22 protein-coding genes are annotated in these 20758 nt (G+C 68.4%); 1 reads left to right on the top strand and 21 read right to left on the bottom strand.

The window, feature by feature from the left end; all coding sequences use genetic code 11:
- Positions 1–136: 136 nt before the first annotated feature.
- From MLG_RS06400 to MLG_RS06350, 11 genes are all read right to left on the bottom strand, one after another.
- Entirely contained in the window at positions 137–913 is a 777-nt protein-coding gene (locus MLG_RS06400) for an NRDE family protein (protein ID WP_011628999.1), read from the bottom strand.
- 2 nt (positions 914–915) lie between these two features.
- Positions 916–2064 carry an outer membrane protein assembly factor BamB gene (bamB, locus tag MLG_RS06395; protein WP_198003253.1) on the bottom strand — a complete coding sequence of 383 codons (1149 nt, stop codon included), beginning with the start codon at positions 2062–2064 and terminating at the stop codon, positions 916–918.
- A gap of 55 nt (positions 2065–2119) precedes the next feature.
- Complete coding sequence (locus tag MLG_RS06390; RefSeq protein ID WP_011628997.1) at positions 2120–2749, bottom strand: YfgM family protein; 630 nt, start codon at positions 2747–2749, stop codon at positions 2120–2122.
- 2 nt (positions 2750–2751) lie between these two features.
- Entirely contained in the window at positions 2752–4041 is a 1290-nt protein-coding gene (gene hisS / locus MLG_RS06385) for a histidine--tRNA ligase (protein ID WP_011628996.1), read from the bottom strand.
- Positions 4042–4117: 76 nt separating this feature from the next.
- Positions 4118–5095, bottom strand: a complete 978-nt coding sequence (locus tag MLG_RS06380) for a RodZ domain-containing protein (protein ID WP_011628995.1) — start codon at positions 5093–5095, stop codon at positions 4118–4120.
- 3 nt (positions 5096–5098) lie between these two features.
- Positions 5099–5857 (bottom strand): type IV pilus biogenesis/stability protein PilW, encoded by a 759-nt coding sequence (gene pilW, locus MLG_RS06375; protein ID WP_011628994.1) that lies wholly within the window; start codon positions 5855–5857, stop codon positions 5099–5101.
- Positions 5854–6990 carry a 23S rRNA (adenine(2503)-C(2))-methyltransferase RlmN gene (gene rlmN / locus MLG_RS06370; RefSeq protein WP_049753533.1) on the bottom strand — a complete coding sequence of 379 codons (1137 nt, stop codon included), beginning with the start codon at positions 6988–6990 and terminating at the stop codon, positions 5854–5856. Before rlmN ends, pilW begins: the two co-directional genes overlap by 4 nt.
- Entirely contained in the window at positions 6971–7396 is a 426-nt protein-coding gene (ndk, locus tag MLG_RS06365) for a nucleoside-diphosphate kinase (RefSeq protein WP_011628992.1), read from the bottom strand. The genes rlmN and ndk overlap by 20 nt, the downstream gene beginning before the upstream one ends.
- 171 nt (positions 7397–7567) lie before the next feature.
- Positions 7568–7894, bottom strand: a complete 327-nt coding sequence (locus tag MLG_RS06360; RefSeq protein ID WP_011628991.1) for a HesB/IscA family protein — start codon at positions 7892–7894, stop codon at positions 7568–7570.
- A gap of 111 nt (positions 7895–8005) precedes the next feature.
- On the bottom strand, positions 8006–8848 hold the full coding sequence (gene cysE / locus MLG_RS06355) for a serine O-acetyltransferase (protein ID WP_011628990.1): 843 nt from the start codon (positions 8846–8848) through the stop codon (positions 8006–8008).
- A 149-nt stretch (positions 8849–8997) separates the two neighbouring features.
- The gene (locus MLG_RS06350; RefSeq protein ID WP_049753532.1) at positions 8998–9756 is read right to left on the bottom strand and encodes an RNA methyltransferase; all 759 of its coding nucleotides are present in this window, start codon (positions 9754–9756) and stop codon (positions 8998–9000) included.
- A 205-nt stretch (positions 9757–9961) separates the two neighbouring features.
- Between MLG_RS06350 and MLG_RS06345 the strand changes: the two genes are divergently transcribed.
- Positions 9962–10762, top strand: coding sequence for an inositol monophosphatase family protein (locus MLG_RS06345; protein ID WP_011628988.1), 801 nt, complete (start codon positions 9962–9964; stop codon positions 10760–10762).
- Between the two features lie 37 nt (positions 10763–10799).
- On the opposite strand, the gene MLG_RS06340 is transcribed toward MLG_RS06345, so the two are convergent.
- The 10 genes from MLG_RS06340 to truA all read right to left on the bottom strand — a co-directional run bounded on the left by MLG_RS06340 (position 10800) and on the right by truA (position 20741).
- Entirely contained in the window at positions 10800–12020 is a 1221-nt protein-coding gene (locus MLG_RS06340; protein WP_011628987.1) for an O-succinylhomoserine sulfhydrylase, read from the bottom strand.
- Positions 12021–12027: 7 nt separating this feature from the next.
- Entirely contained in the window at positions 12028–13542 is a 1515-nt protein-coding gene (purF, locus tag MLG_RS06335; RefSeq protein WP_011628986.1) for an amidophosphoribosyltransferase, read from the bottom strand.
- Between the two features lie 19 nt (positions 13543–13561).
- Positions 13562–14155, bottom strand: coding sequence for a CvpA family protein (locus MLG_RS06330; RefSeq protein WP_011628985.1), 594 nt, complete (start codon positions 14153–14155; stop codon positions 13562–13564).
- A gap of 74 nt (positions 14156–14229) precedes the next feature.
- Positions 14230–14916, bottom strand: coding sequence for an SPOR domain-containing protein (locus tag MLG_RS15860; protein ID WP_011628984.1), 687 nt, complete (start codon positions 14914–14916; stop codon positions 14230–14232).
- 38 nt (positions 14917–14954) lie between these two features.
- Complete coding sequence (folC, locus tag MLG_RS06320; protein ID WP_041717941.1) at positions 14955–16238, bottom strand: bifunctional tetrahydrofolate synthase/dihydrofolate synthase; 1284 nt, start codon at positions 16236–16238, stop codon at positions 14955–14957.
- A gap of 35 nt (positions 16239–16273) precedes the next feature.
- Positions 16274–17209 (bottom strand): acetyl-CoA carboxylase, carboxyltransferase subunit beta, encoded by a 936-nt coding sequence (gene accD / locus MLG_RS06315; protein WP_011628982.1) that lies wholly within the window; start codon positions 17207–17209, stop codon positions 16274–16276.
- Positions 17206–18030: a tryptophan synthase subunit alpha gene (gene trpA, locus MLG_RS06310; protein WP_011628981.1), complete on the bottom strand. Its 825-nt coding sequence runs from the start codon at positions 18028–18030 to the stop codon at positions 17206–17208. The genes accD and trpA overlap by 4 nt, the downstream gene beginning before the upstream one ends.
- Positions 18027–19262, bottom strand: coding sequence for a tryptophan synthase subunit beta (trpB, locus tag MLG_RS06305; RefSeq protein ID WP_011628980.1), 1236 nt, complete (start codon positions 19260–19262; stop codon positions 18027–18029). The genes trpA and trpB overlap by 4 nt, the downstream gene beginning before the upstream one ends.
- Complete coding sequence (locus MLG_RS06300) at positions 19243–19935, bottom strand: phosphoribosylanthranilate isomerase (RefSeq protein WP_011628979.1); 693 nt, start codon at positions 19933–19935, stop codon at positions 19243–19245. Before MLG_RS06300 ends, trpB begins: the two co-directional genes overlap by 20 nt.
- Before the next feature lie 20 nt (positions 19936–19955).
- Entirely contained in the window at positions 19956–20741 is a 786-nt protein-coding gene (truA, locus tag MLG_RS06295) for a tRNA pseudouridine(38-40) synthase TruA (RefSeq protein WP_011628978.1), read from the bottom strand.
- Positions 20742–20758 lie beyond the last annotated feature (17 nt).

Below are 20758 nucleotides of genomic sequence, written 5' to 3'. Positions count from 1 at the left end.
TCGGCTGTCGCGGTGGTCGTTCGGGTGACCATCTGGCCTATTGTAGAACGGCCTGCGGTACGCTGCGGCACGCGAGCCGGGGCCAGGATCCGGCCCGAGCCTATCATCGGCCCTGGCGGGCTACAACACAAAATGCTCAGGGTCTAAAGGCAAACCGGCGGGTGTCGAGTACCCGCCCTGCGGGATCGAACCGGCGTTCGGCAAAATGGATCTCGCCGCCTTCATCCAGCAACAGCAACGTGGAGCAGCGGGTGCCGTACTCGGGGCTGCGGATGAACATGGGCGCCAATCGTCGCTCCCAGGCCAGGCTCACCCCGGTATCCACCAGCTCGTGATCCGGCGGGCACCGGTCATCGTGGAGCAGGTCGAACAGCGGTTCCAGTGGCGGCGTGTCGGCACGCTCCCCCCAGGTCCCGGACAGGCAGGCTGCCAGCCGTTCGCGGCCGCGCCGTACCTTGGGCCAGGGATCGTTGAGCAGACCGTTGCTCAAGCCGTGGTAGCCGGGCGGCACCTGTCGCAGGGGCTGATCGCGATTGGATACGTAATAGAGCCGCTCCCGGTCACCGAACAGCAGATTGAAGCCGTCGTAGTCGTGTTCCAACGCGGCCGGCTCGAGATCGACCCGGAGCGAGGCCGGCGGCGTCTGCAAGGCATCCAGCACCAACTGCCCCCGGCTGCGCAGGCCCCGACGGGGCCGGCTGGGCTCGCGGTAGTTGGTGAGCGCCGCCCAGTGCCCCTGCGCCGCGACCCCCATCCAGGTGCCCCCCGCCCGCTCATCACGACCCGCCAGGATGGGCGGCTCATGCCACCAGTGCGCCGCCCGGGTGGGGCGGGAATGGAATTCATCGCGGTTCGCGGCCACCACCAGAGGCCACCGCGGGTGCTGCTGCCAGGCCACCAGCAGCAGGCACATGATCAGTCCTCCACCAGCCTCAGCGCCGCCAGCCGGCCGTCGGCCGACAGCAGGTACAGGACATCGCCATCGGGAACCGGCGGCCGTTGGATCGGCTGCCGGCCGTGGCGATCCCGCCCCACCAGATCACCATTGTCCGGGGCGATCCAGTTCAGATAACCCTCCTCGTCCGCCAGCACCAGGTGGCCGCCGATCACCACCGGGGCGGTCAGGCGCAGCCCCTGCAGCCGATCCTGGCGCCAGACCGTGGCGCCATTGTTACGGTCCAGGGCCCACAGCCGGGACTGGTCGTCCACCACGTAGAGCTGGCGACTGTCTGCGGCCATGCCGGTATGGCCGGGGATATCACGGGACCAGCGCTCCCGCCCGTCCCCCATGCCCACGGCGGCCAGCTCACCCTGATAGGCCTGGGCATAGGCCACCCCACGGAAGACCAGGGGGTCGGCGTGCAGGTCCACCATGCGTTCCAGGTCGGAGCGACCCCGCGGTATAGAGACGGGCGCCTCCCAGATCACCTCACCATCCTGGAGGTTGAGTGTGACCAGACGGCCGTTGTCCTGTCCGACCACCACCCGGTTACCGACCACCACCGGGCTGCTGCTGCCCCGCAGGGTCAGCACCGGAACGCTGCGATCGTGGATCCAGAGCCGCCGTCCCGTCAGTCCATCCAGGCCATAAACACGGCCGTCACCGCTGCGGGCGACGACGATGTTGCGGGCGATCTGCGGTACCGCGAGGATCTCGCTGCTCAGGCCGGAGACCCACCGCTCCTCGCCATTCTCGGCATCCAGGGCCAGCAGGCGCCCGTCGCGCGCCCCGACCAGAACCAACCCGCCCCCGGCACCAGGCCCTGCGGCGAGTTCGCGCCCGGTATCCACCCGCCAAAGCCGTTCCCCGCTTTCCGCGTCCCAGGCGGTGACCCGGCCGTTGCTGTCAGCGGCATAGACCCGCCCCCCTTCAACCGCCGGCACCAGGGCGTAGGCGGAAGACGCGCTGCCCGACCCGGTGGAGGCGGTCCAAAGGGTCTCCGTCGCCACCCCGTCGCCCACGTCGGAGAGGTCGGGCAGTTCCCGCGCCCCACCGCAGGCGGCAAGGAGCAGCACGGCAGCCAGTGCCACAAGGGCGCGGCGGTTGCATCGTTTCAACAGCATCATCGGCTCGATTCCACTTGACCGGCATCGGGCGGGCGACCGGGCGACGCCGCCCTTAAGCGCCACCGCCCAAATCGTCCAGCTTAATCTGAATAAGTTCCCGCTGGGTGGGGGTGATGTCGTTCTGGTTAAGCGCGGCGCGGTAGGCCGAACGGGCCTCCTCCTCGCGACCCAGCTCCAGCAGGAGGTCGGCCCGCAGTTCGGCCATCTGTCCCGCGTAGGCGCCGCCATCGTCCAGTTGCTCCAAGGCCTCCTGCTGCCGCCCGTCCGCGGCCAGGGCCCGGGCCAGTCGCAGCCGCGCCAGATCACGCAGGGCCGCACTGTCGGCATGCTCCACCGCCCAGCGCAAGCGCTCCGCGGCGCGGTCCGGCTCCCCCTGCTCCATGTGCAGGGCGCCCATCTGCAGGGCGGTCATGGTGGCATAGAGGCTGCGGCGGTGATTGTCCAGCACCCGCTCCCCGTGGCGAATAGCCGTTTCGTATTCGCCCTGGTTGAGCGGGGCCATGAAGTCCGCATAGGCGTTGGCGGCCTCCACGGCGGTGCGCTCCTGCCAGGCGCCCCAGGTCCACCAGCCGCCCACGGCACCGGCGCCGAGGATCAGCCCGATGATGATCGAGCGCCCGTTCTCCTGCCACCAGCGCTTGATGGCCTCTAACTGTTCCTCATCACTGGGATGCGATGCCATGGTCAGTCCGTCACCTCTGTTGCCGCCAGCTCCGGCCAACGCCGTGCCAGGTAGTCACTGAGTGCCTCGGGGTCGAGCCGCTGTTGCTCCGCATCACCCCGTAAGTCTTTCACGCCGAAGCGCCCCTCGGCCAGTTCCTCCTCCCCCAACACCAGGGCAAGGGCCGCGCCGCTGCGATCGGCACGCTTGAACTGGCTGCGAAAACTGCCCCCCTCGGTTTGCATCTGCAGACGCAGTCCGGGCAGCCGGTCCCGCAACCCCTCCACCAGCGGCAGGGCCCGCAGACTGTCGGCGCTGACCACGAAGGCGTGGGGCCCGCTCTGCGGCCCGCTGATACCGGACTCCTCCAGCAGGGAGACCAGGCGCTCGAGGCCCAAGGCGAACCCGATGGCCGGGGTGGGCTTGCCACCGATCTGCTCGACCAGGGTGTCATACCGACCACCGGCCAGCACCGTCCCCTGGGCACCCAACCGGTCGGTAATCCATTCGAACACCGTCCGGCTGTAGTAATCCAGCCCCCGGACCAGGCGCGGATTCACCCGGTAGGCGACCCCAGCCTGGTCCAGCACACGACAGACGGCCTGGAAATGGGATCGCGAGTCCTCGTCCAGGTAATCCATTAGGCGCGGGGCCTGCTCCACCAGCGCCTGCATGTCCGGGTTCTTGGTGTCGAGGATGCGCAGCGGGTTACTGTGCAGGCGACGCCGGGCGTCGTCGTCGAGCCGATCCTCGTGGGCCTGCAGGTATTCGACCAGCGCCGCCCGATGGGCAGCGCGTGCCTCGCCGGTGCCCAGGGTATTGAGCTCCAGGCGCACATCCTCCAGCCCGAGGCACCTTAGCAGGCGCGCGGTCATGAGAATCATCTCGGCGTCGACGCCCGGGCCGGACTCACCGTAGACCTCTGCGCCGATCTGGTGAAACTGACGGTAGCGCCCTTTCTGCGGCCGTTCGTGGCGAAACATCGGCCCGGCATACCAGACGCGCGGCTGTCCGCCGTGGAACAGCCCATTCTGAATACCACAGCGGACGCAGCCCGCCGTCCCCTCCGGGCGCAGGGTCAGGCTGTCGCCATTACGGTCCTCGAAGGTGTACATCTCCTTTTCGACGATGTCGGTGACCTCGCCGATGGAGCGGCTGAAAAGCTCGGTCTTCTCCACGATGGGCAGCCGGATCTCGCGGTAGCCGTAGGCCTCCAGGGTGGCCTGGATATTGCTCTCGACGAACTGCCACAGGGGGGTCTGCTCCGGCAGGATGTCACTGAACCCGCGGATGCTTCGAATGCCTTTCGCCACTCAAGTCCTCCTGAGAAAAAAACAGGGGCCGGCGGCGCGCCGCCTGGTGCGGCCCACCCGGCCGGCCCCGCGTGGTCTAAGGGATGGTCAGCCGCGCCACATTGCCACGGGTGTGGGGCGCCAGATCGACGGCGTCACCCTGGAACTCCACCCGAACGGCGTCCGCATTACCGATGACCAGGGCGAAGGGCCCCTCGCCCTGCAGTTGGTGGGTCTCCTCGCCCTGGTAGTTGCCTACCATCAGACGCTCACCGTCCTCGTCGCGGACCTCCAGCCAGGTGGTCCCGGAAATATGCAGGACCAGACCGGCCGGCTCCGGCGCGGGCTCGGGCTCGGGCTCCGCCACAGCGGGTTCCGGCTCCGCCTCGACCTCGGGCACCACCGGGGGTTCCAGCGTCTCAGGGACACTGACGTCAGCCCCGGTGTCGTCCGGCACCGACGCCTCGGGGACCACCTCATCCACCGCCTCAGGCAGTGTCCGCTCGGCCAGCTCGTCGGCGACCACCGCCTCCGCCGGGGCCTCCTCGGACGGCGCCGTGCCCTCCTCCGCCACCGGTGGTGCTTCGCTATCCCCGGACACCCCATTCTCGACCAGCCAGAGCCAGGCGAGCACGGCAATGACCGCGGCCACGACCACGCTACTCACACCCAGCAGCCAGCCCCGGAGCCGGCGGCCTTGGAGCCCCCCCCGAGAGGTATCGCCACCGGTCACTGACGTCGAGCCCTGGCCCGGCTGCTGCTGAGCGCCGCTGGCCGGCCGCTCCAGGTCGAGCCGGGCCAGCGCCTCCCGCAGCCGGTCCGAGTCAATCTCCAGGAGCTGGGCATAGGCCCTGAGATAGCCTTTGACAAAGGTGAGCGGCGGCAGGTTGTCATAGTCGTCCCCCTCGAGCGCCTCAAGGGTCCGTAAGGGCAGGTTCAGCGCATCGGCCGCGGCCTTCCGGCTCAGGCCTCGCGCCTCCCGTGCCCTGGCGAGCAGCTGCCCCGGGGTCTCGCCGCCGCGACCGGGGTCGCGCTCGTGGTCGGGGGACAGCGGACTGTCGTGGTCTGAACTCATCTATCAACGACTCTCACGGTATAGGCGAGCCTCGCGGGAATCCGGAAACCGGTTGCGCAGACTCAGCCCGTAACTGGCCTCGGCATCGGCATCGCCAACGGCACGGGCCAGCTGGACCCCCAACCACAGGCTCGCCGGCGTGTGCTGTGCCTCAGCACGGTATCGATTCAGGTATTCCTCCGCCCCTTCGTGGTCCCCGGCCTGGAAACGCAACTGCGCCATGCGCAGCAGCGCGGGGGCAAAGCGGGCATTCTCCCGCAGGCTGCGCAGGAAATAGTCCTCGGCCCGCTCGTGCTGCCCCTCCCGCATCAAACAGACACCCGCATTGGCGAGGGGGATGTGGGGGTTGCGATAAAGCGGGTTGTCCAGTGCCGCCTCGAACTGATCCAGGGCCCGGTCCAGGTCACCCTGTTCACAAAGAAAGCGCCCGTAGTTGTTGCGGGTGCTGGCATTTTCCCCGTCCAACCGGACCGCCCGCCGGTAATGCCGGCCGGCTTCCTCCGGTTGACCGAGCTGTTCCTGCAGGAGCGCCATGGCGGCATGGGCGGGGGCGTAGCGACGATCAATATCCAGGGCTCGCTCCAGGCGCCGGTTGGCCTCCTCGTACTCGCCCTCCTGCAGGTACCCCAGACCCAATTGGGTGTTGACCTCCACCGCCCGGTCCCTGTCGCCGGACCCCGATTGGCCCATGGTGCCGCAGCCCACGACACCGACGGCCAAAAACAGGATCAACGCCGGCCGGAACGACGGCGGGATGCTCATCGCCCCTCCCGACGCAGTTCACGCTGCACCAGCCGCTGCTGGCGGCGGGTCCGGTCCTGCACCTTACCCACCAGCTGCCCGCACGCCCCGTCGATGTCCTGGCCCCGCGTCACCCGGGTGGTGGCGGTCAGGCCGTGGCTTTGCAGGATGCGGACGAAACGCAGGATCCGTCCGCGCGGACTGCAGCGGTACCGGGCCCCGGGAAAGGGGTTGAAGGGGATCAGATTGACCTTGCTGGGAATATCGCCCAACAGCCGGGCCAGCTCGTGGGCGTGGTGGTCCTGATCATTCACCCCGTCCAGCATCACGTATTCCCAGGTGATGCGCCGGTGGGGCTTGTCCGCGATATAGGCCGCGCAGGCGGGGATCAGGCGCTCCAACGGGTGTTTTCGGTTGATGGGCACCAACTCGTCGCGTAGGGCATTGTTGGGGGCATGGAGCGAGACCGCCAGACTGACGTCCGTCTGCTCGCGCATGCGCTCCAGCATGGTGACCACCCCGGAAGTGCTGATGGTCACCTTGCGCTTGGACAGCCCATAGGCGTCGTCGTCGGTCATCAGGCGCACGGCCGGGATGACCGCCTCCAGGTTGAGCAGGGGCTCGCCCATGCCCATGAACACCACGTTGGTGATCTGCTCACCGGTGCCGGTCAGTTGATCGTAGGCCACGTAATACTGGCCGATGATCTCTGCCGTGCTCAGGTTGCGGTTAAAACCCTGCTGAGCGGTGGAGCAGAAGCTGCAGTCCAGGGCGCAGCCCACCTGGGAAGAGACGCAGAGCGTCCCGCGGCCACTGTCGGGAATAAAGACCGTCTCGATGGCCTGCCCGCCGTCGACCCGCAGCAGCCACTTGCGGGTGCCGTCCTCGGAGACCTGCTCGGCGAGCACTTCCGGCAGCCGCAGCGCGACCCGTTCCGCCAACCGGGCGCGCAGGGCCTTGGAGATGTCGGTCATCTCCTCGAAGCCGGTCACCCGCCGCTGGTGCACCCACTTGAGCACCTGGGTAGCGCGAAAAGGCTTTTCGCCCAGGTCGGCGAAAAGCCTTTTCAAGGCCTGCCGGTCAAGATCCAGCAGGTTCACGGGCCCATCCGCGCGGCCCGCCGATGTGGACGTCTCAGCGACTGCAGAGCTCATCGGCCTTGAAGAAGAACTCGATTTCCTGTTTGGCCGTTTCCGGGGCGTCGGAGCCGTGGACGGCGTTGGCATCGATGGTTTCGGCATAATCGTGGCGCAGGGTGCCGGCAGCGGCTTCGGCCGGGTTGGTGGCGCCCATGATCTCGCGGTTCTTGACGATGGCGTTCTCGCCCTCCAGGACCTGCACCATCACCGGGCCGGAGATCATGAAGCCCACTAGGTCATTAAAGAAGGGGCGCTCCTTATGCACGGCATAGAAGCCCTCTGCCTGCTCACGGCTCAGGTGCACCATACGGGCCGCCACGATCTTCAGTCCGGCCTTCTCGAAACGGTTGTAAATCTCGCCGATGATGTTCTTGGCGACGGCGTCGGGCTTGATGATGGAGAGGGTTCTTTCCACTGCCATGCAGGACTCCCTAGTGTCGTGTGTGGTGTTGGGGGTTGAGACGGGTTCACGGGCGGGCCGCCACCACTGGCTGGTGGCTGCCGCTACGCCCGGGTCGGCGCGGCCCCCCGCGCGACTGGCGCAAGTGTACCTGCTGGCCCGGTGGCGGGCAATTTGACTGTACGGCCGGCCTCAGACCGTGAAGCTCTCACCGCAGCCGCAGGTCTCCTTGACGTTGGGATTACGGAAATCAAACCGCTGGTTGAGCCCATCGCGAACGAAATCCACCTCCGTCCCCTCCAGGAAGGGCAGGCTCTTGCGGTTGACCAGCACCTTGACGCCGTCCTGCTCGATCACCTCGTCGGAGGCCTCGATCCGGTCGGCATAATCCACGGTGTAGGCAAGACCGGAGCAACCGGTGGTCTTGACCCCCAGGCGCAGGCCGACACCGCCCTCATGGCGGGCGAGATAGTCCTTGACGTGGCGCACTGCCTTGTCGGTGAGTTGGATATTTGCCATGCCTTGCCTCCATTGGCTCGCCCCGGGGGCGTCTGGCCGCCCGGGGCCGGGAATGCGTGACCCTATGATACTGATTCGTCGGCGGGGCTTCGAGTTCCCTGCGAGCCGCGATCAGCTACCGGTACGGTCCTGGCGCCCGCGCACCTGGCCCGAGCCGGCAGTGACGTCGACACCCTGCTCGCCCGCCTCCGGGGCAGGCTCCCCGCAATCGAGCTCGTCCACCTCGACGTCGGGAATGCGGGTGTCCTCCACGTCCCCGCCCATGCCGCGGATGGCCCGGCACATCTGCTCCAGGCGCGCGTCGGTAACGTGGATATGGTCCAGGATCGCGTTGACCGCGTTGGCGACCGGGTCCGGCATATCGGTGGTGCCATAGGCATCGAAGCCGATCTTGCGGGCAACCGCCGCCCGCCGTCGGTCATCGGCGCTGTCCGTGCGCGGACGCACCCCGGCCATGCGCGCCGGGATGCCGACCATGGTGGCACCCTCGGGCACATCGCGCAGCACCACCGCATTGGAGCCCACACGCGCCCCGCTGCCCACCTGGAGCGGTCCCAAAATCTTGGCACCGGCACCCACCACCACGTCATCGCCCAAGGTCGGGTGGCGCTTGCCCTGCTCCCAGCTGGTGCCCCCCAGGGTCACGCCGTGGTAGAGGGTCACATCATCACCGATCTCCGCGGTCTCGCCGATCACCACCCCCATGCCGTGATCGATAAAGAAACGGCGCCCGATCCGCGCACCCGGGTGGATTTCGATGCCGGTGAGCCAGCGGGCGATGGTGGAGAAAAACCGGGCCAGCCAGCGCAACCGCTTGCGCCACAGCCAGTGGTTACAGCGGTGGAACAGCAGGGCGTGCAGCCCCGGGTAGGTGGTGAGCACCTCGAATGCGTTACGGGCCGCCGGGTCGCGATCCATGACGCAGCGGATGTCCTCTTTGATCCGTTTGAACATGGACAGTCAGCTCTGTCTCGGGTGAATGGGGAAAGCGGCGGACCAAACGGGGTCCGGGCCGGGCTCAAGTACCGGTCAACCGGATGGTACAGCGGTGCTGGCGGGGATAGTGCGGCATCATAGGCCCCAGTTTACGCGCCGAGCGGCTTTTATTCATCTTTCGTCCCCGCCCTCTGCGCGGCGTCCGGCAACTCCGGCAGGTGGGGCTCCACGTTGGCCAGCAGGCCGCGCAGCATCTGCAGTTCATGGTCGTCGGGGGCCGCCCGGTAAAAGAGCTGGCGCAGGCGGCGCATGAGGATCTCCGGGTTGTGCTTGCGCAGAAACCCGACCCGGTCCGCCACCCGTGCCAGGTGCTCGAAAAAGTACTCCATATCCTGGGCACTGGCCGACCGCCGTGTCGGCGCCACCACCCCGGCGCCGCGCGCCATGTTGACCTCGTGGCAGACCACCTGCACCGCAGCCGCCAGGTTGAGCGAGCCGTACTCCGGATTGGCCGGGATATGCACCAGCGCCTGACACCGGTCCAGCTCGGCGTTGGTCAACCCGGAGCGCTCCCGTCCGAACAGCAAGGCCACCGGCCGGCTTTCGGCCTCCGCCACCACCCGCCGGCCCGCCTCGCGCACATCCAGGACCTCGGCCGTGGTGATCCGGCGCGGCCGCGCCGACAGCCCCATCACCAACCCGCAGCCGGCCAGGGCAGCATCCAGGTTGTCGTGCCGCCCCGCCGCCTCGAGGACATCGTCCGCCCGCGAGGCATTCGCCGTGGCCTGTTCATCCGGGAACGCACACTCCGGTGCCACCAGCTCCAGCCGGAACAACCCCATAGTCTTCATGGCCCGCGCCACCGAGCCGATATTACCCGGATGGCTGGTCCCCACCAGCACGATTCTCAGATTCTCAGGATTCATCCCACTCCCAATATTCGAAAACAACCCAACGGAGGGCCCAACCCTTCGAAGCCACAGCGCTCACAGCCGCCGTGCCCGTTTCCGGGCTGGGACGACCCACACCGGTACAGTCCCGCCCGCTTTCCTGTTATGCTTCGCCCCGTCCGCCCGCCCCGCCGGCGGGCGACCGATCCAGACCCACCCATCCTGGCAGACGAAGATCACCATGCACGCAACGGTAAACATGGCCGTCCGGGCCGCTCGGGCCGCCGGCGACGTCATTGTACGCAACCTCGACCGCCTGGACCGTGTCCAGGTGGACAGCAAGGGCCGCAATGACTTCGTCAGCGACGTGGATCGCATGGCCGAGGAGCAAATCATTCACATCCTCCGCCGTGCCTACCCCGACCACGCCATCCTCGGCGAAGAGTCCGGCAGCCATGGCCAGGCCGACTACGAGTGGGTCATCGACCCGCTGGACGGCACCACCAACTACCTGCACGGCTTTCCCCACTACGCCGTCTCCATCGCCCTGCGCCACCGCGGCCGGCTCGAGAGCGGCGTCATCTATGATCCCCTGCGCCAGGAGCTGTTCACCGCCCACCGGGGGGCCGGCTGCCAGCTCGATGGCCGGCGGCTGCGCGTCACCCGCGCCAAGACCATCGACGGCGCCCTGCTGGGCACCGGCTTCCCGTTCAAGAACCCGCGACTGCTCGACCCCTACATGGACATGTTCCGGGACGTCAGCCGGCGGGCCTCCGACCTGCGCCGGGCCGGGTCCGCTGCCTTGGACCTGGCCTACGTGGCCGCCGGGCGCCTGGATGGCTTCTGGGAGCTGGGCCTCCAGCCCTGGGACATGGCCGCCGGTGCCCTGATGGTGAAGGAGGCCGGCGGCCTCGTCGGCGATGTCACGGGCGGTGAGCGCCACATGCAGACCGGCCATGTGGTGGCCGGCAACCCCAAGCTGTTCGCCGACCTGCTGCGGACCATCCGCCCGCACTACCACGCGGAGACCATGGGCGGCTGACCGGTCGCCCACCGCGTCGGGGCTGTGCCAGGGGTGGCTACGCCAGGGCCGACAACGCCGCGTCCAGATCAGCGCGGATATCCGCCACCGCCTCCAGCCCCACCGACACCCGGACCAGCGATTCCGTAATCCCCGCCGCCGCCCGTTGCTCCGGTGTGTTGCGGCCGTGAGTGGTGGTCGCCGGGTGGGTGATGGTGCTCTTGGCGTCGCCCAGGTTCGCGGTGATGGAGAGCAACCGGGTATTGTCAATCACCCGCCAGGCCGCGTCGCGCCCGCCCCGCACCTCGAAGCTGACGATACCGCCAAAGGCGGACTGCTGGCGCGCCGCCAGGGCGTGCTGGGGATGGCGGGCGAGCCCGGGATAGAACACCCGCTCCACGGCCGGGTGCTCCTCCAGCCAGTGGGCCAGCTCCGAGGCACTCCGGCAGTGAGCCTCCATCCGCAGGGCCAGGGTCTCCAGCCCCTTGAGGAACACCCAGGCGTTGAACGGGCTCATGCTCGGCCCGGCCGTGCGCAGGAAGCCGAAAACCTGTTCGCCCACCACCTGGGCATCGCCGCACACCGCCCCGCCGATGCACCGCCCCTGACCGTCCAGATACTTGGTCGCCGAGTGAATGACCAGATCCGCGCCGAGCTCCAGCGGCCGCTGCAGGGCCGGGGTGCAGAAGCAGTTGTCCACCGCCAGCCACGCCCCCTGGCCCCGGGCCAGGTCCGCCAGCGCGGCGATATCCGCCACCTCGGTCAGCGGGTTGGACGGCGTCTCCAGGAAGAGCATGCGGGTCTGCGGACGCATGGCGTCCGACCAGGCCTGGAGGTCGGTGAGCGGGACCGTGGTGACCTCGATCCCATAGCGCGGGAGGTAATTGGCGAACAGCGAGGCCGTGGCCCCGAACAGGCCGCTGGAGGCGACAATATGGTCGCCGGCCCGCAGGAGCCCCAGGGTAGCGGCCAGCACCGCCGACATCCCGGAGGCGGTCGCCACGCAGGCCTCGGCCCCCTCCAGGGCGGCGAGCCGCTGCTCGAAGGTCCGGACCGTGGGGTTGGTAAAGCGCGAGTAGATATTCCCCGGGCTCTCGCCGGAGAAACGTGCCGCCGCCTCGGCAGCACTACGGTAGGTGAAGCTGGAACTGGCGTAGATGGGCTCGCTCTGCTCCTGCTCCAGGCCGCGGGTCTGTCCCGCCCGCACCGCCCGGGTGGCGGGCGCCCAGTGGCTCGGGTGGCGCGGATCGTCGTGGTGGGAATCGCCCTGATCACTCATACGCGCCTCAGCGGTGGTTGTGCAGACCGACCGCGCCCGCCTCACCGGTGGCGAGACGGCGGCTGCGCGCGTCATCACCCCGCTCTGCCTGCTGCCGGCGCAGATAATCGTTGTCCACGTCGCCGGTCACATACTCGCCGTCGAAGCAGGAGCAATCGAACCGGTCGATCTCCCGGTTGCCGTAATGCACCGCCTCTTTCAGATCGTCCAGATCCTGGAAGATCAGCCGGTCGGCGCCGATCACCTTCGCGATCTGCTCCACCGTCCGGTTGTGGGCGATGAGTTCCTCAACGGAGGGCATATCGATACCGTAGACGTTGGGGTAGCGCACCGGCGGGGCCGCCGACGCGAAGTAGACCTTGCGCGCACCGGCATCGCGGGCCATCTGCACCAACTGCTGACAGGTGGTGCCGCGGACAATGGAGTCGTCCACCAGCAGCACGTTCTTGTCCCGGAACTCCAGGTGGATGGGATTGAGCTTCTGGCGCACCGATTTCTTGCGCTGCGTCTGGCCGGGCATGATGAAGGTGCGACCGATGTAGCGATTCTTGATGAAGCCCTCGCGGTAGGTCACACCCAGGTGATTGGCCATCTCCAGGGCCACGGTGCGGCTGGTATCGGGGATGGGGATCACCACATCGATATCGTGATCCGGCCACTCACGCTCCACCTTGCCCGCCAGCTTCTCACCCATTCGCAGCCGCGATTTATAGACGGCCACTTCATCGATCATGGTATCGGGCCGGGCCAGATAGACGTATTCGAAGATACAGGGGGAGGAGACCGGGTTGTCGGCACACTGGCGGGTGTGCAGGACCCCGTCCATGTCGATGAAGATCGCCTCGCCGGGGGCAATATCGCGCACCCGGGTGAAGCCCAGCACGTCCAGGGCCACGCTCTCAGAGGCAATGATGTACTCCTTGCCCATCTCGGTGGTCCGCTCCCCGAAGCAGATGGGGCGGATCCCGTTGGGGTCCCGGAAGCCGAGGATACCGTAGCCGTTGATCATGGAGACCACGGCGTAGGCCCCCTTGCAGCGCCGGTGGACCTCGCCGACGGCATCAAAGATGTCCGCCGGGCTGATCCGCATCTTGCCGGAACGACCCAGTTCATGGGCAAAAACATTGAGCAGGATCTCCGAGTCGGACTCGGTGTTGATATGGCGCAGGTCCGATTCGAACAACTCCCGCTTCAGAGCCTCGGCATTGATCAGATTGCCGTTGTGGGCGAGCGAGATGCCGTAGGGGCTGTTGACGTAAAAGGGCTGCGCCTCGGCCGAGGTGTCGCAGCCGGCGGTGGGATAGCGCACATGGCCGATCCCCATGTTACCGAACAGCTGTTTCATGTGCCGGGTTCGAAACACGTCGCGGACCAGCCCGTTGTCCTTGCGCAAGTGCAGGCGGCCATTATCGTAGGTCATGATGCCGGCGGCATCCTGCCCCCGGTGCTGTAACACCGTCAGTCCGTCGTACAGGGCCTGGTTGACCGGTTCCCGGGCCACCATTCCAATCACGCCACACATGGACTAGGCACCTCGCGTATCAGAGCTCGTCAGGGACAACGGGGGTTTCGGGCGCCGACGTACCCGACGCGCCGCCCGCACAATAGCTTTGCCAATAGGTCTGCTCGGGCATCAGCCCCTCGGCCGCCTCGCCGTACTCGAAGAGGCGCTGCATCCATTCATCAGCGCCCACCCGGCAGACCCAGGGCTCGAGCCCGCCAATCATGGTCGACTCTTGCCAGAAGGGCTCCTCCGGCATCGGGGTCAGCCCCATGATGAGCACCACCACGCTCACCACCACCAGGCCCCGCAATACGCCGAAGATCATGCCCAGCAGGCGATCGGTCCCGGAGAAGCCGGTGCTGCCCACCAGCTTGGTCATGACCAGGTTGACCAGGGCCCCGGCCACCAGGACCCCGACAAAGAGGCCGACGAAGGCCGCACCGATGCGCAGGGTCGGGGAGTCGATCCAGGGGGTCAGATGCTCGGAGAGGGGCGCAGCCAGGGTCAGCCCCGCCCAGATGGCCAGGATCCAGGCCAGCAGGGAGATCACCTCCCGGGAGAGCCCCCGGATGAGGCTGAGCAGCGCCGAGACCCCGACGACGCCCAGAATGGCGATATCAAGCCAGTTCATTCACGGCCCCGAGCAGCACCGCCGAAAGGCGGCCGATATTAGCAGAGCGCACGCCGGCGCGAAAGCCGACCCCATCATGGATGGGACATGACCAGGCCCTCCAGGCCCTGATCCCGCTGCAGTTCATCGTGCAGGGCCCTCGCCTCCTCGCGGGTCGCCAACGGCCCCAGGCGGACCCGGTACAGGGTCCGCCCGGCCTCGGTGTCCATCCGATCCGCGAAGGCGGTGTAGCCCGCCTCGCGCAACCGATCACGCAGGCCCAACGCATTCTCCAGCCGGCTGAAGCTGCCCACCTGCACCACCCAATCACCCCGGTCCGCCGGGATCCGGTCCAGGCCCTCCGGCGTCACGGTCGGTTCAGGCTCCGGCTCCGCGCCAGGTGCCGGGGCCGGCTCCGGTTCCGGTTCCGGCTCAGCCGTCGGCTCCGGCGCCGGCTCGGCCACCACAGCGGGTTCCTCGGCGGGCGCCTCGGCCGGTTCCGGTGCCTCCGCCGGCCTGGGCGGTGCCATGTCCGGGGCGTCGCCCGGCCCCTCACCGGGCGGGGTCAACGGCGCCGGACGCGGCGTCGACACCGGTGCCCCGTCCTCGTCACGCACCTCCGGTACCGGCACCTCGCGCACCTCCGGGGCCGGCGGGATATCCAGCGGCATATCCAGCTCGCCCCGGTCGCCCTCGCCGCTCAGCAGCCAGGGCAGGATGATGACCGCCAGCGCTACCAGGATAACCGCACCGGCCAGCCGGTGCTTGATGTGCTGTTCCAAGGCTGGACCTCGTAATCGGTACTACGGGAAAACGGGCATCAGTCTACGCGCCCTCCGGCCCGCATCACCGCCTCGACGGTACGGAACGAGCCGAACACCACCACCCGGTCCCCGGGGCGGGCGCGGTCCGCTACCGCGGCAAGCAGGGCCGACAGGCCGCCGGTATGGATAACGGAGGCATCCACCCCAGTCTCGCGTAGGCCCGCCGCCACCGCCTCCGGCGGATGCGCCTGGGGATCCTCCAACCGTGGCAGATACCACTCGTCCACCACTGCACCCATGGTGGCAAGCACACCGGACAGGGCCTTGCGGTGCATGGCGGCAAAGAGCCCGATGACGCGCCCCTTGCCCGCCTCGTCCCGGACCGTCTCGGCCAATACGCGCACGCTGTCCTCATTGTGGGCCACGTCGAACAACCACTCCACGCCCCGGCGCCGGACCCGCTCCATGTGTCCGGGCAGGCGGGCGCTGCGCAGTCCCCGCTCGAGCGCGGCGCGATCCACCGGGAGCCGCTCCCGCAGCCGCCTCAGACCGGCGATGACCACCGCCGCGTTATCCAGTTGCACCGTCCCGGTCAGCCCGGGCCAGGGCAGGCCGTCCAGTCGCTCGTCGCCGCTGAGCCAGTCCCAGCCCAGGGCTTGTCGCCGCCAATGGAAGTCGCGACCGGCCGCGGTCACCGGCGCCCGCAGCGTCCGGGCCCGATCGGACACACTGTCGGGGAGGTCCGCCTGGCCCAGGCAGACGGGCCGTCCCGGACGCATGATACCGGCCTTCTCCGCGCCAATCCGCTCGCGATCCGCGCCCAGCCACTCGGTGTGATCGAGGCCAATACTCGTGATTATGGACAAATCGGGATCGACCGCGTTCACCGCGTCCAGGCGCCCGCCCATGCCCACCTCGAGGAGCCAGACCTCGGCCTCCGCCTCGCTGAACAGGCTCAGAGCGGCCAGCGTGCCGTACTCGAAATACGTCAACGGGGTGCCCTGCCGGGCCTGTTCCACGCGGGAGAAGGCCGCCGTGATGGCCTCATCACTCACCGGGACCCCGGCCAGCCGGATGCGTTCGTTATAGCGCAACAGATGCGGCGAGGTGTAGGCAGCGGTCCGGTATCCGGCGGCACCGAGCATTGCCTCCAGGTAGGCGATGCAGGAGCCCTTGCCGTTGGTACCGGCCACGGTAATGACCGGGCAACGGGGCGTGAGGGCACCCAGCCGTTCGCCGACCGCCTGCACCCGCTCCAGCCCGGGGTTGATCTCCACCGGGCTGAGCCCTTCCTGCCACCGCAGCCAGTCCTCCAGCCGCCAACGGTCGCGCTGGGGCATTGGGGCGGCCGATCCCGGGGTGTCGGGCATCTCAGTCAGTCCCAGTGCTCGCCCACCGGGTCGGTCGCCTCCGATGGCTGCTCGCCCGCCTCGGGCGCGTCCGCGGCCTCCGCGGCGGGTTGGTGGGTCAGCATGGCGAGGATGCGGTGAAGCCGGTCAGCCATTTCCCGGCGATCGATGATCTGATCGATCGCGCCGTGCTCCAGCAGGAATTCGGCGCGCTGGAACCCCTCAGGCAGGGTCTCGCGCACCGTCTGCTCGATCACCCTCGGCCCGGCAAAGCCGATCAGCGCCCCGGGTTCCGCCACCACCAGGTCGCCGAGCATCGCCAAGCTCGCCGACACCCCGCCCATGGTCGGGTCGGTGAGCACGGAGACGAAGGGGACCCCCTCCTCGGAGAGCCGGGCCAGCGCCGCGCTGGTCTTGGCCATCTGCATCAGCGAGAAGAGGCCCTCCTGCATCCGGGCGCCGCCACTGGCGGAGAAGCAGACCAGGGGCACCCGCTGCTCGCGCGCCGTATCCGCAGCGCGCACAAAACGCTCGCCGACCACCGAGCCCATGGAGCCGCCCATGAACGAGAACTCAAAGGCCACCGCCACCACCGGCATGCCGCGCAGCCGGCCCTGCATGGCCACCAGCGCATCCCGCTCGCCGGTGCCCTTCTGGGCCTGGGCCAGGCGGTCGCGGTATTTCTTGCTGTCGCGGAAGCGCAGGGCGTCCACCGGCTGCACGTCGGCGCCGATCTCCACCTGCCCCTCGGCGTCCAGGAATCCGGCCAGCCGGCGACGTGCGCCGATGCGCATGTGATCACCGCACTTGGGGCAGACCTCCTGGTTACGCTCCAGCTCCGGACGGTAGAGTACCGCGCTGCAATGCCCGCACTTGGTCCACAGCCCCTCGGGAACGCTGCGGCTGCGCTCCGAGGCGTCGGTGCGGATCCGCGACGGCATCAGTTTCTGGAACCAGCTCACGATGCGACCTCCTCGGCAAGACCGTCCAGCGCCCGGCGCATCTCGCCAAGCGCCTCGGCCAACACCGCCGGGACCCGCTCCGGCTGCTCGGTCAGCCCGGCGATGCGATTGACCAGCGCACTGCCCACGATAACGGCATCGGCCACCGCCCCGACCCGCGCCGCGCTCTCGGCATCGCGGATACCGAAGCCGACACCCACTGGCAGGTCGGTGCGGGCCCGCACGGCACTGACCCGGCGGGCGATATCGTCCACATCCAGTTCCGCCACGCCAGTGACGCCCTTGATGGCCACGTAGTAGACAAAGCCGCGGGCGGCCTGACACACGGCCTCCAGCCGTTCACCCGCCGTTGTCGGCGCGACCAGGAAGATGGGACACAAATCATTGGCGGCAAAGGCCTGGGTAAAGGGGGCCGCCTCCTCCGGCGGGAGGTCCACCGTGAGTACCCCGTCCACCCCCGCGGCCGCCGCCTCCTCAGCAAAGACCGCCGGCCCCAGGTATTCCACCGGGTTGAGGTAACCCATCAGGACCACGGGGGTCTCGCCATCCTGCTCACGGAACCGGCGCACCATATCGAAGACATCGCGCAGGGTCGTCCCGTGGGCCAGTGCCCGCTCACAGGCGGCCTGGATCACCGGCCCGTCGGCCATTGGATCGGAGAACGGAACGCCGAGCTCGAGGACGTCGGCGCCGGCCCCGACCAGCGCGTGCATGAGGGGCACGGTGTGCTCCGGGCCGGGGTCGCCGGCGGTGATATAGGGGATCAGGGCCTTGCGCCCCGCCTTCCGGCAGGCCGACATGCGCTTTTCCAGACGGTTCATAGCTCAATGCCCTCCAGCTCGGCCACCGTCGCAATATCCTTGTCACCCCGCCCGGACAGGCTCACCACCACGCTCTGCTCCGGGCTCATCCCGGCGGCCAGCTTGCGGGCATAGGCCAGGGCATGGGCGGTCTCCAGGGCTGGCATGATGCCCTCGCAGCGGGTCACCTCGTGGAACGCCTCCAGGGCCTCGTCATCGGTCACGCTGACGTATTGGGCACGGCCGGAGTCCTTCAGCCAGGCATGCTCCGGCCCGACCCCCGGGTAGTCGAGCCCGGCAGAGATCGAGTGGGTCCCCTGGATCTGGCCGGAGTCGTTCATCATCAGGTAGGTGCGGTTGCCGTGCAGCACCCCGGAGCGGCCGGCGCACAGGGGCGCGGCATGCCGCCCGCTCTCCACCCCTTCGCCGCCGGCCTCGACCCCGTAGATGGCCACGGCCTGGTCCGCCAGGAAGGGGTGGAACAGGCCAATGGCGTTGGAGCCGCCCCCCACACAGGCCACCAGGGCATCGGGCAGCCGGCCCTCGCGCTCGAGCATCTGGCGCCGCGCCTCCCGCCCGATCACGGTCTGAAAGTCGCGCACCATCATCGGGTAGGGGTGGGGGCCGGCGACGGTGCCGATGATGTAGAAGGTGTCGTCCACATGGGCCACCCAGTCGCGCATTGCCTCGTTGAGGGCGTCCTTGAGCGTCCGGGTGCCGGCGTCCACCGGCCGCACCTCGGCGCCGAGCAGGCGCATGCGGAAAACATTGACCGCCTGACGCTTGACGTCGTCCGCGCCCATATACACCACGCACTGCATGCCCAGGCGCGCCGCCACCGTGGCGCTGGCCACGCCGTGCTGCCCGGCACCGGTCTCAGCGATGACCCGGGTCTTGCCCATCCGCTTAGCCAGCAGCGCCTGGCCCACGGTGTTGTTGATCTTGTGGGCGCCGGTGTGGTTGAGGTCTTCACGCTTGAAGTAGATCCGCGCACCACCGATCCGCTGGGTCCAGCGCTCCGCCAGGTACAGCGGGCTGGGCCGACCGACAAAGTCCTGCAAATCCCGGTCGATCTCGGCCAGAAACTCCGGGTCATTGCGGTAGTGATCGTAGGCCTGCGCCAGCTCGTCCAGCGGAGCCATCAGGGTCTCGGAAACGAAGCGCCCGCCGTAGGGCCCAAAATGCCCCGCCTCGTCCGGGTAGCGGTCGAAGCCGGGGATGCGTTCAATCACGTCAGTCACCTTGGTGGACATTGCTGACCTCACTGATGAAGGCGGCCATGAGCTCCGGGTCCTTGACCCCGGGCGCGGACTCCACGCCCGTGCTCACGTCCACCGCAAAGGGCCGCGCCTGCCGGACCGCGCCGCCCACGTTCTCCGGGGAGAGCCCGCCGGCCAGGATCAGGGGGACCCCGGCGTCATGGGGCACCCGCGCCCAGTCAAAGATCTCACCACTGCCGCCGCTGGCGCCGCGACTGTGGCTGTCGAGCAGGAACCCGACGGCAGAGGGGTAGCGCGCCACCCAGGCCTTGGGGTCGCCCGGCTCCCCCATGGGGATGGCCTTGATGTACCGCCGGTGAAACCCCTCACAGAACTCCGGGGCCTCGTCGCCGTGGAATTGCAGCAGGTCGATGCGCAACTCCCGCAACACTTGGCGCACGAAGGCGGCCTGCGGGTCCTGAAACAGGGCCACCACGGTCACGAACGGCGGCAGGGCATCGATCACCGCCTGTGCCGTGGCGCGGTCGACCGCCCGGCAACTGCGCTCGTGGAAGACCAGACCGACCGCATCGGCGCCCAACTGCGCCGCCTTGCGTCCGTCCTCGGGCCGGGTGATTCCGCAGATCTTGACTCGGGTTCGAAAACTGTTGGCGCTCACAATAAAGGTGGTTCCGGATCTGGACAGGGATGCAATAGAGCCGCTCATGCTAACCCGCGGGGGGCCGCTCAGGCAAAGCGCGGCCACCAGCCGTGTGGCGGCAGCGAGAACGCCTCCGGATAGTCCACGCCAACGAGGTATAGGCCCTCGGCCGGCGCGGTGGCCCCGGCCCGGGTCCGGTCGCCCCCGGCCAGCAGGTCCGCGGCCCAAGTCGCAGGCCGTTCCCCCCGGCCGATCAGGGCCAGGGTACCGGCGAGGTTTCGGACCATGTGATGGAGGAAGGCGTTGGCGCACACATCCAGGTAGACAAACCCACCCCGGGCCCACACATCGAGGCGATAGAGCTCGCGCACCGGGTGTTTGGCCTGACAGGCCACGGCCCGGAAGGCGGAGAAATCGTGCCGGCCCAACAGGTGCCCCGCCGCCATCGCCATGGGTTCCGGATCCAGCGCGTACTTCGACCAGGCCACACGCCCCCGCAACAGGGCCGGCCGGGAGCGGCTGCAGTACCAGACATAGCGATAGCTCCGGCGGAGCGCACCGAAGCGGGCGTGGAAGGCCTCGCTCACCGGTTGCACCCAATGCACCGAGACCGTGTCGGGCAGGTTGGCGTTGGCCCCCAACACCCAGGCGTGTTCCGGCCGGTAGGCACCGGTCTCGAAGTGCACCACCTGGCCGGTGGCGTGCACGCCGGTGTCCGTGCGTCCAGCGCAGGTGACAGTCACCGGCTCGTCGGCGACCCGCGACAGCGCTGCCTCCAGCGCCGCCTGGACCGAAGGCGCGTGGTCCTGGCGCTGCCAGCCGCAAAAGCCGCTGCCGTCGTATTCCAGGCCTAAGGCAAATCGATAACTCATGAGCAGGTTTGGGTCAG

The sequence above is a fragment of the Alkalilimnicola ehrlichii MLHE-1 genome, from assembly GCF_000014785.1.
In the GTDB taxonomy this organism is placed as follows: Bacteria; Pseudomonadota; Gammaproteobacteria; order Nitrococcales; family Halorhodospiraceae; genus Alkalilimnicola; species Alkalilimnicola ehrlichii.
This window is presented reverse-complemented; position numbering and strand designations above follow the sequence as displayed.

Coding starts and splice junctions, on each gene's coding strand:
- MLG_RS06400 (WP_011628999.1), bottom strand. CDS start 913: ATGTGCCTGCTGCTGGTGGCCTGGCAGCAGCACCCGCGGTGGCCTCTG.
- bamB (WP_198003253.1), bottom strand. CDS start 2,064: ATGCTGTTGAAACGATGCAACCGCCGCGCCCTTGTGGCACTGGCTGCC.
- MLG_RS06390 (WP_011628997.1), bottom strand. CDS start 2,749: ATGGCATCGCATCCCAGTGATGAGGAACAGTTAGAGGCCATCAAGCGC.
- MLG_RS06380 (WP_011628995.1), bottom strand. CDS start 5,095: ATGAGTTCAGACCACGACAGTCCGCTGTCCCCCGACCACGAGCGCGAC.
- pilW (WP_011628994.1), bottom strand. CDS start 5,857: ATGAGCATCCCGCCGTCGTTCCGGCCGGCGTTGATCCTGTTTTTGGCC.
- rlmN (WP_049753533.1), bottom strand. CDS start 6,990: ATGAGCTCTGCAGTCGCTGAGACGTCCACATCGGCGGGCCGCGCGGAT.
- ndk (WP_011628992.1), bottom strand. CDS start 7,396: ATGGCAGTGGAAAGAACCCTCTCCATCATCAAGCCCGACGCCGTCGCC.
- MLG_RS06360 (WP_011628991.1), bottom strand. CDS start 7,894: ATGGCAAATATCCAACTCACCGACAAGGCAGTGCGCCACGTCAAGGAC.
- cysE (WP_011628990.1), bottom strand. CDS start 8,848: ATGTTCAAACGGATCAAAGAGGACATCCGCTGCGTCATGGATCGCGAC.
- MLG_RS06350 (WP_049753532.1), bottom strand. CDS start 9,756: ATGAATCCTGAGAATCTGAGAATCGTGCTGGTGGGGACCAGCCATCCG.
- MLG_RS06345 (WP_011628988.1), top strand. CDS start 9,962: ATGCACGCAACGGTAAACATGGCCGTCCGGGCCGCTCGGGCCGCCGGC.
- MLG_RS06340 (WP_011628987.1), bottom strand. CDS start 12,020: ATGAGTGATCAGGGCGATTCCCACCACGACGATCCGCGCCACCCGAGC.
- purF (WP_011628986.1), bottom strand. CDS start 13,542: ATGTGTGGCGTGATTGGAATGGTGGCCCGGGAACCGGTCAACCAGGCC.
- MLG_RS06330 (WP_011628985.1), bottom strand. CDS start 14,155: ATGAACTGGCTTGATATCGCCATTCTGGGCGTCGTCGGGGTCTCGGCG.
- folC (WP_041717941.1), bottom strand. CDS start 16,238: ATGCCCCAGCGCGACCGTTGGCGGCTGGAGGACTGGCTGCGGTGGCAG.
- trpA (WP_011628981.1), bottom strand. CDS start 18,030: ATGAACCGTCTGGAAAAGCGCATGTCGGCCTGCCGGAAGGCGGGGCGC.
- trpB (WP_011628980.1), bottom strand. CDS start 19,262: ATGTCCACCAAGGTGACTGACGTGATTGAACGCATCCCCGGCTTCGAC.
- MLG_RS06300 (WP_011628979.1), bottom strand. CDS start 19,935: ATGAGCGGCTCTATTGCATCCCTGTCCAGATCCGGAACCACCTTTATT.
- truA (WP_011628978.1), bottom strand. CDS start 20,741: ATGAGTTATCGATTTGCCTTAGGCCTGGAATACGACGGCAGCGGCTTT.